Origin of the sequence: Mesorhizobium sp. CA7, assembly GCF_020165015.1 — a bacterium.
GTDB lineage: Bacteria > Pseudomonadota > Alphaproteobacteria > Rhizobiales > Rhizobiaceae > Mesorhizobium.
The window spans coordinates 115,185-122,730 of record NZ_JAIUHH010000018.1 but is presented as its reverse complement, the minus strand read 5'-3'; the positions used below and the strand labels follow the sequence as shown (position 1 = coordinate 122,730).

At 57.2% G+C, this 7,546-nt stretch carries 7 protein-coding genes; 5 read left to right on the top strand and 2 right to left on the bottom strand.

Annotation, left to right across the window (positions count from 1 at the left end; genetic code table 11):
• Nucleotides 1-151 precede the first annotated feature (151 nt).
• Nucleotides 152-685 (top strand): hypothetical protein, encoded by a 534-nt coding sequence (locus LB552_RS24835; RefSeq protein ID WP_224610792.1) that lies wholly within the window; start codon nucleotides 152-154, stop codon nucleotides 683-685.
• A 13-nt stretch (nucleotides 686-698) separates the two neighbouring features.
• Here LB552_RS24835 and LB552_RS24830 read toward each other — a convergent pair whose 3' ends face one another.
• Nucleotides 699-1,247, bottom strand: a complete 549-nt coding sequence (locus LB552_RS24830) for a hypothetical protein (protein WP_224610791.1) — start codon at nucleotides 1,245-1,247, stop codon at nucleotides 699-701.
• A gap of 280 nt (nucleotides 1,248-1,527) precedes the next feature.
• Here LB552_RS24830 and LB552_RS24825 point away from each other — a divergent pair, with 280 nt between their 5' ends.
• The 4 genes from LB552_RS24825 (at nucleotide 1,528) to LB552_RS24810 (ending at nucleotide 6,875) form a co-directional block, all read left to right on the top strand.
• Nucleotides 1,528-3,648: a phage tail length tape measure family protein gene (locus LB552_RS24825; protein ID WP_224610790.1), complete on the top strand. Its 2,121-nt coding sequence runs from the start codon at nucleotides 1,528-1,530 to the stop codon at nucleotides 3,646-3,648.
• Nucleotides 3,645-4,343, top strand: a complete 699-nt coding sequence (locus LB552_RS24820; RefSeq protein ID WP_224610789.1) for a hypothetical protein — start codon at nucleotides 3,645-3,647, stop codon at nucleotides 4,341-4,343. The genes LB552_RS24825 and LB552_RS24820 overlap by 4 nt, the downstream gene beginning before the upstream one ends.
• 69 nt (nucleotides 4,344-4,412) lie before the next feature.
• The gene (locus tag LB552_RS24815; protein WP_224610788.1) at nucleotides 4,413-6,344 is read left to right on the top strand and encodes a hypothetical protein; all 1,932 of its coding nucleotides are present in this window, start codon (nucleotides 4,413-4,415) and stop codon (nucleotides 6,342-6,344) included.
• A 294-nt stretch (nucleotides 6,345-6,638) separates the two neighbouring features.
• The gene (locus LB552_RS24810; RefSeq protein WP_224610787.1) at nucleotides 6,639-6,875 is read left to right on the top strand and encodes a hypothetical protein; all 237 of its coding nucleotides are present in this window, start codon (nucleotides 6,639-6,641) and stop codon (nucleotides 6,873-6,875) included.
• Here LB552_RS24810 and LB552_RS24805 read toward each other — a convergent pair.
• A complete protein-coding gene (locus LB552_RS24805; protein ID WP_224610784.1) occupies nucleotides 6,864-7,250 on the bottom strand; it encodes a hypothetical protein in 387 nt (128 codons plus the stop codon). The genes LB552_RS24810 and LB552_RS24805 overlap by 12 nt on opposite strands.
• Nucleotides 7,251-7,546 lie beyond the last annotated feature (296 nt).

The window sequence follows — 7,546 nt, the reverse complement described above, 5'->3', positions numbered from 1 at the left end:
TTATTTTTTTGGGGGCTGCGGGGGGGGGGGGGTGGGGGTTGGTGGGGGGGGGGAAGGCTTTGAAGGCCGCGGTGCATTCCTTGTGCCCTCATGGAAGACACCCTTGCGTTCAGATGGCGGTTTATCCGGTTGAAATTCGAAAGATGAGATCATGGTTCCCTCGCTTAGTTCTCGCCTCGAAAAGGCAAATGAAGATACGCTAAAGGAAATTCTCCGGGAAGCCGAAAGCCGCCTTGATGCACAATTAACAATGGCTCTGGCGGCAGATATGAGGGCAATAACGTTCCTTGGCTTCATGCTTGCAGCAGTAGCTGTGATCGTCGCTGGCACGCTTGCTATTTTCAAGGCCGATCAAATTGATGTTCCTTTGGGGGCAATTGGTCTTTTTGCGGCGTTCGGTATGTCGGTTTCATCCTTCTATGCTTTCGAGGCGGCCAAGCCTATAGACTTTGACCCGGTAGGTAACTACCCATCTGGTTGGGCGTCAGACGCCGAAAGCGGCAAGCCGATTCATACAGCGTTGGCTGAAGTCTGTGCCCACTACGATGGAATGCTTAAGTCTAATCAATCTGCGATGCAAAAAAGCAGCAACGCTTTGTTGTGGTCGTCCCGAGTCGCCTTGGGAACGGTTTTTGTGTGCGGGTTTCTGGTCTTGTGCCGAATCCTGCATCTGTTCCCGTACTAGGACGGAAGAGCCATCATTTTCGTTTCCTTTGTGGAAACTGCTCCCGCCTGCGCCGCAGCGCTGTCCTTCGCCCCCTGTTAACGTCACTTCGTCGCCTAGAAGGTGTTTTGCCATGCTCTACATTTGGACTTTTGCCATTGGTGCCATCGCTGGCGGCATCGGAGCTTGCGGGCTGATGATTGCGCTCGGGATATTGCACCTTGTTGCGTAGGTCCGGCTCCTCTGTCTTCTCAAGGTGCTCCACGGCCCGATCGACCAGCTTGTTAACGTCTACGGATATGTTCACGTCGAATTGGCAGTGAGACAAAGCAAGCATAAGCACCAGTAGAACAGCGCCGAAGAATCCTATCCCTCGTCCTCTTATGGTTTTAACAAGCAGCCCAAGCTTAGGATCTATTTCGGCGGCTCGTTTTTCCAGGTCGCCTTCAGATATCTCTTTCACTTGAGCGCGGGCCATAAGGGCCGAGAACTGCTCTAAAGCGGACTTTGGTAACTGAGCAGCCCTAAGCTCAGTAAGGGCGTCGTCTACAATATCAAAGACGCCATTGGCGACGTTGGCCATATGGCCGCAACGGGGGCAGGTTTCTCTGTTCCCGCGGAGGGTAAGATTTCGGACGTTTCCGGATATCTTTATGCCCCGTGACGCGAAAATGTTTCCGCAATACGAGCAGTAAACTGGAATATCGACCATTGTTCCACCGGCTAAATTTTGAACACTCAATGTAGCTGATTTGAGGTCGGATGGCTGTGCAGCACGGCCGTCTTTTCACAGGATTCACAAACATGATCACCAACCGCGCCACCGCGCGATCGCACAGCCGTGCGCGTAAGGAGGCTGCCTGATGGCGTCAACTCAAGAAGATCTTGCCAGACTCCTTGTTAGCATTGAACTGTCTCAGGCCAAGACAGAAAAGCAGGCCGCCGCTATCGCCAAGGCGGCTGAGAAGGCGGCCCGCAATATAGACGGCTCATTTGCTCAGGCTAACGACAACGTTGCGAAGTCATTTCAACGCGGCGCAAAGGCGGCCACCGTTTCACTCGGTCAGCAGAAGGCCGCAATAACTAACCTGTCATTCCAGTTGAATGATATCGCGCAGGGGCTGGCCAGCGGCACGTCACCATTCACGATTATGGTGCAACAGGGTAGCCAGGTTGCTCAGGCGCTAGGCAGCGCGGGGGGTGGACTTACCGCCACACTGAAGACGCTTGGCGGCGCCTTTACCACTATGCTTAATCCAGTATCGCTTGCGACCTTTGCGATCATTGGATTGGGCGGCGCGGCTATCCAGTATTTTGGGTCGCTGCTCTCCGGTGGTGAAGAATCTGAAAAGACACTCAAGGAGCACGCAGAGCTTATCGACCGTGTTGCGCAAAAGTGGGGCGACGCCCTTCCTGCGCTGAAGGCGTACAATGATGAGCAGCAACGGCTCAAGGATCAGTCGGACCAAGGCGGCGCGGTGGACGCTGCGGTTCACGGTGAAAACGCAAAGCTGCGCGAATTCATCAAGGGGGCCAATGTCGACCTAGCTGACCTACTTGCCAAGCTGCAAGCGGCAGGTCAATCCGATGCAGATGTGGCGAAGCTGCAGGCCGCCTTTGCGGCCATGTCGATCGATGTCAAGAATGGCGATGACGCCGTAGCGCATCTGCGCCAAACGCAAGATGCTCTTAGCGATATCTTCAAGTCGTCGCACATTCCTGCCGCAAAGGAGATGGCTGACGCGCTTGGCGCCATAGCCGATGAAGCCGAACGAGCTGCTGCGGCCGGTCAGAAGCTCCGTGCCGATCTCAACTTGCAGGATTTCTTCAAGGCGCAGCCGCTCGGCACGCTGTCTCCTCTCACTAGCGGCGGCGGGAGGTTCCTCAATCCGGCCGAGCAGCAGGATTTCGACGCAAGAAATACGAAGTCGCAGTTCGAGCAGGAACTGGATAAGGCAAGCGGCGCGATCGACAGCTTTGTCGACCACGTCGTCAGAGCGGAAAGCGGCGGCAACGCCAACGCCAAGAATCCGAACTCGAGCGCAACTGGCGTTGGCCAGTTTATCGAGTCGACATGGATTGACCTGTTCCAGAAGTATTTTCCCGATCGCGCTGAAGGAATGACTCGCGGCGCTATCCTGGCCCTGCGGACGGATGCGAATGTCAGTCGTGCATTGATCGAGGCGTACGCCAAAGAGAATGCCGCAGTGCTGCAGGCCGCTGGCGTGAGCGTAGACGAAGCCGCACTACAGTTGGCGCACTTCTTGGGCGCTGGCGACGCGGCTAAGGTGCTGAAGGCGGCAAGCGGCACACCGCTGCAAGGGCTTATTTCCCAAGCGTCGATTAACGCCAATCCGGCCATCCTTGGTGGTGGTGCGACGGTCAATGACGCCATCGCGTATGCGCAGAATCGTGCCTCGGCGTCGACGTCCAGTGGCACCAAAAAGTCGCCGACCGACATCTTCTCCGGCAACATGCAGCAAATTCAGCAGCGCATTGATTTGCTGAACGCTGAATATGACGCACAGTCGAAGCTGAATCCGGCAATCAACGACTACGGCTATGCCGTCGAAAAAGCACGCATCAAGCAGCAATTGCTAAACGATGCGGCGAAGGCTGGCGTTGAGGTAACGCCGGAACTTGCAGCCAAGATTGACGCGCTTGCCGGCAATTACGCCAAGGCTTCATCGGCTGGCGATGCATTAAAGGCGAGCCAGGAGCATCTCGCAAATGTGATGCAGCAGTCGTCCGCTTTTGGCAAGGACGTGCTGGGCGGGTTTATCAAGGACTTGGAGTCCGGAAAGTCAGCGACCGAAGCGCTTTCTGACGCGCTTGGGAAAGTCGCCGATAAGCTGCTGGATATCGGACTCGATGCGCTCTTTCAGGGCACGGGCGGGGTGCCAGGTGGCAATCTGCTCGGGAGGATCGGCACACTTGGGCTGTGCGTCGCCAACGACAATCATCACAACAGGAGGGCTGCTTGAGCGCCTTTTTCGCTGCGGCTTATACCGACCGTATTGAGATTCTAACAGATGGCGCGACGTATCGCGACGACGGTACCCTAACGGACATCGGATCGAAGATTTTCGCTTCCGACGAGACACCGCTTGCCGTCACGGGTCGGGGCGAAACCCTCACGGTTGCTGTGTTTTGCGCTGCAGTCCTAGCTTTTAGTTGCGGTGGCTTCGACGCCTGTCTGGTGCGTCTGTCGGCGTTTCTGGCGAAGCGCCAAAGCATCGGCGTGCCTGGCAATTGCGAAATCCTTATCGCCGGCATCTCCGAGACAAACGGGCCGCAGTTGTGGTTCTTCGCGACCCACAACGGTTATCCCCGTTTTGAGCCATACATGCTCCACAACGTCGGTCCGGAATTCGGTGGCGGCAACCCGCTTACAGAAGAAGAGGTCGCCGGCTTGCCGAGCGCTGAGAGCGGCCTGGCCGAACTTGCCGTGCCGCTTTTTGAGGCCATGCGCAGCAAGCCGGGCTTCAACCCTGCGGCGCCGCACATGCCAGCTATCTTCGGCATTGGCGGTCACATTGACCGCACCGTTGTCACCGCAGACGGCGCCACTACGACTCGGCTGCACACATGGCCGGACGCCGTTGGCGAGAAGATAGATCCAATGGCCGCACCGTTCGATGACGGCGCGCTTTTCTCAGACGGCTCCGCCTTCGCTTAGCCGTCCCTCACAAAACCCCAGACCTTTTCAACCCGCCCCCCAAGGTGGGTTTTCTTTGCGAGTTTCATAATGACTTTTCAACCGGCCAACACTGTTTGGCGCGACTATCTCAACGACGGCATTCCATCCTCCGGACCGTGGAAACCTCATAAAAGCGAAATCCGCGCTTGGGGCACCGCGCTCGAGGGCGGGCGGGTTACTCCCGTCGCCGACCGCGCCTCACTCAAGGCTCTTGATACAACTTCTGTATCGTCGGTCTATCTGACGGAATCTGGCCGCGAGGGTGTCTTCCTATGGCGCGCCGGAAATTTCTCAACCCTTATTGCCGCTGACACTCAGGAGGGGCTGTACGTCAAGGCCGATGCAATCGCGTCCTCGGCTGGTGCATGGGTGCGTCAGTACACTGGACCAATAGAGATTGGTTGGTTTGGTGCCGCAGGTGACGGCATCTCAGACGACAGTGTGGCCGTCGCTGGCGCAGAGGCGGTACGTGCCTTGCTCGGCGCGCAACTCCGCTTTGGGCCGAAGACCTACCTTTACGACGGGCAGACGGTCAACCGTGCTAAGGGTGGCGGATGGCAGGGCGTCGGCGAGTGCAAGTTCATCCCGACCGCCAATAGCACCATCATGATCGACATCAGCGGCGCAGTTATCAGCGCCAACTCGCCAATCCCGTTCTCCGTACGTGGCATTCACTTCGCTGGCAACGGCAAGACCGGCATTACAGCTATCCGTGAGAGCGCGCCGTACTTTACGTCGCTGTCAGGCCTCAGCTTCACTGGCGATATCTCTTACTGCGCCATCTTCACGGGCAGCAGCGCATCGGCTCAGACCGGCTGGGTGAACATCGAGGACATTCATCAGCGCGGCGCCGGAACGTGGGTGTTCCAGAGTTTCGATGACAGCCATTACATCTTCAACATCAACATCAATAACTTCAATCAGCAGGGCACTGGCGCCTCGACATGGTCCGACCAGAAGCTATTCAAGCTGAGCCGCGCCGCATCAGTCTACCTCAACAACGTTAATGCCGCCTCGTTGGACGGAGGCGCGGACGGCGTGTCGATGGTTGGCGACTGTCAGGGCATCTTCCTGAACAATGTCATCATTGGCTGGCCCAAGGTTGGCGTCATTGCACAGGCGGGCACCGATACGCTGATCCCATCCTATGTCTACATGAGCAATGTCGGGATGGATCAGCCTGTCACCAACGGCATGCTCATCCATGGCCGTACCTGGCTGATGCGCAACGTCAACGCGACCAACGGCTATCTCCGCAGCAGCACTGGCGCCGGCATCCTGATCAAGAGCGATGCGACCGACATCGACATGAGCGGCATCCTCTGCGCCTACATGAATCACGACGGCTTGGCGGTCGAGACCGGCGCTAAGAAGGTCCGCATCAGCGGACTGACCGCAGAGAACAACAACCAGATCGCCGGAGCTAGCAAGGAGGTCAACCTCAACGCCTGCAGCTATGCGGACGTGAAGCTCACGGGCAAGAACGTGATCGGCTCAGCCGGCGTCACCGCCACGGGCCAGCGCCTTATCAACGGACGCACCTCAGAGGCTGTATCCTTGAATGTCACAGGGGTGTCTACAACCGCCGTGACGACGGCCGAAGACCTCATGACCTACAGTATCCCGGCCGGCACGCTTCAGGTCGGGCAGCGCGTGCGCATCAAGGCATGGGGTACGACCGCTGCCAACGCGAACACCAAGACCGGCCGCGTGTTCTTCGGGGCTACCAGCATGGGCGGATGGTCGAGCACCCTAAATGCGGTCGGCTGGGAAGTCAGCGCGGAAGTCATCATCACCGGAGCATCTGCCGAGACCTACATGCGCAAGACGGTCGGCGCCAGCAGCATCTCCCAGGTGACTCCTGGCACGATGACGGAAGCGACGAGCAGCGCGATCGTGGTCAAGTTTCAGGGTCAGAACGGCGTGGCCAGCGCCGGCGACATCACCTGTAACGGGCTTGTGGTTGAGGTGGTTGACTAAAGGGCGGGAAAACCGTTTCTGTGCGTTGCGCATACGTGAAAATCACGGCAATGTTGATTTTGCTGATCGGAAACGGGAGGTGGCTGTAACCACCTCCCGTCCGCCCGTGCCAGCTAGGAAAAAGGGTTTGCGGCGATTCTCAAGGGGTGAGGACACCGCAAACCCGCACCTAGCAATTCCCAATATACCTTCTGCGGAGTCCCGCCGCTTGCCGTGGCCGGCTTTACCCACAAGGTTTTTGTTTCCTGTTTGTTCTGGTATTGACCCTTTGCGGAATTTATTCCTAGATAGGGTATGCCCCGCCGTCGCCGCTACCTGCAGGTATCGCAGTTTCACCTTCAGCAGATCGATCGCCAAGCCTGGCTGCTTGACCAGGCTTTGAGCGCGGCGCAGCTGTCCTTGATGCCGTTCTGCCCGCACTATGAAACGTGCGCAGCCCTACAGGACGACATCCGGCGCGCGTTGAACATCCTCAACGGTCGGCCGGCGGATTATGAAGAACCGCATCAGGCGCCGTTGTCAGGTGCTTGACCTATTTTTCTTACTGCGCTGGAGGATCAACACTCGCATAGCACGCGCAGACTCCTCACGTTCCTCCCGCCGCGCCTCCTCCTCAACCGCCTTCAATTCGGCTCGCATTTCCTTATCGAAGACAAGAAGATCCTCAATCTCTTGGTCATCTGCCAACTGATCGCAGACCAGCCACCAGATGTCTCGCTCCGCTGTCATTGGTATGAAGACACGCCGACGCACCTTCAGCGGTCCCAGGAACTCGTGCAGTTCGTCGGTAATGATATCTCCGACGTTTGGGACCAGTCCGAACCGCGAGACTTCATAAGTGCCTGAAAGCTGAAGCTCGCCGTCGAGCCAGAAGGCAACCTCAATCTTGGGCGGCTCGCCGTTCACACTTGGTCACCCATCGGTGCGCTCCCGGCTCATTTCCGATGTCAGCCATGAGCATGACAGCTAGGCCAGTAAGCAGTATTGCCGCGAATATCCCAACGAATGTCAGAATCCAATCCATGCTTAATGGATTCCACAGAAGTCTTTCGGAGTCCATAGCCGAGACAAGATAGGCGGTTTCGCATAATATACTTGCTTTTATAGGCGAAAACGCCTTTCACATGTGAGAAATACTTCCCCAGAGGGGAATTTTGTTGATTTATTAGGGAATCAGGCGCAACTTGGCCAGCGGGCTTGAG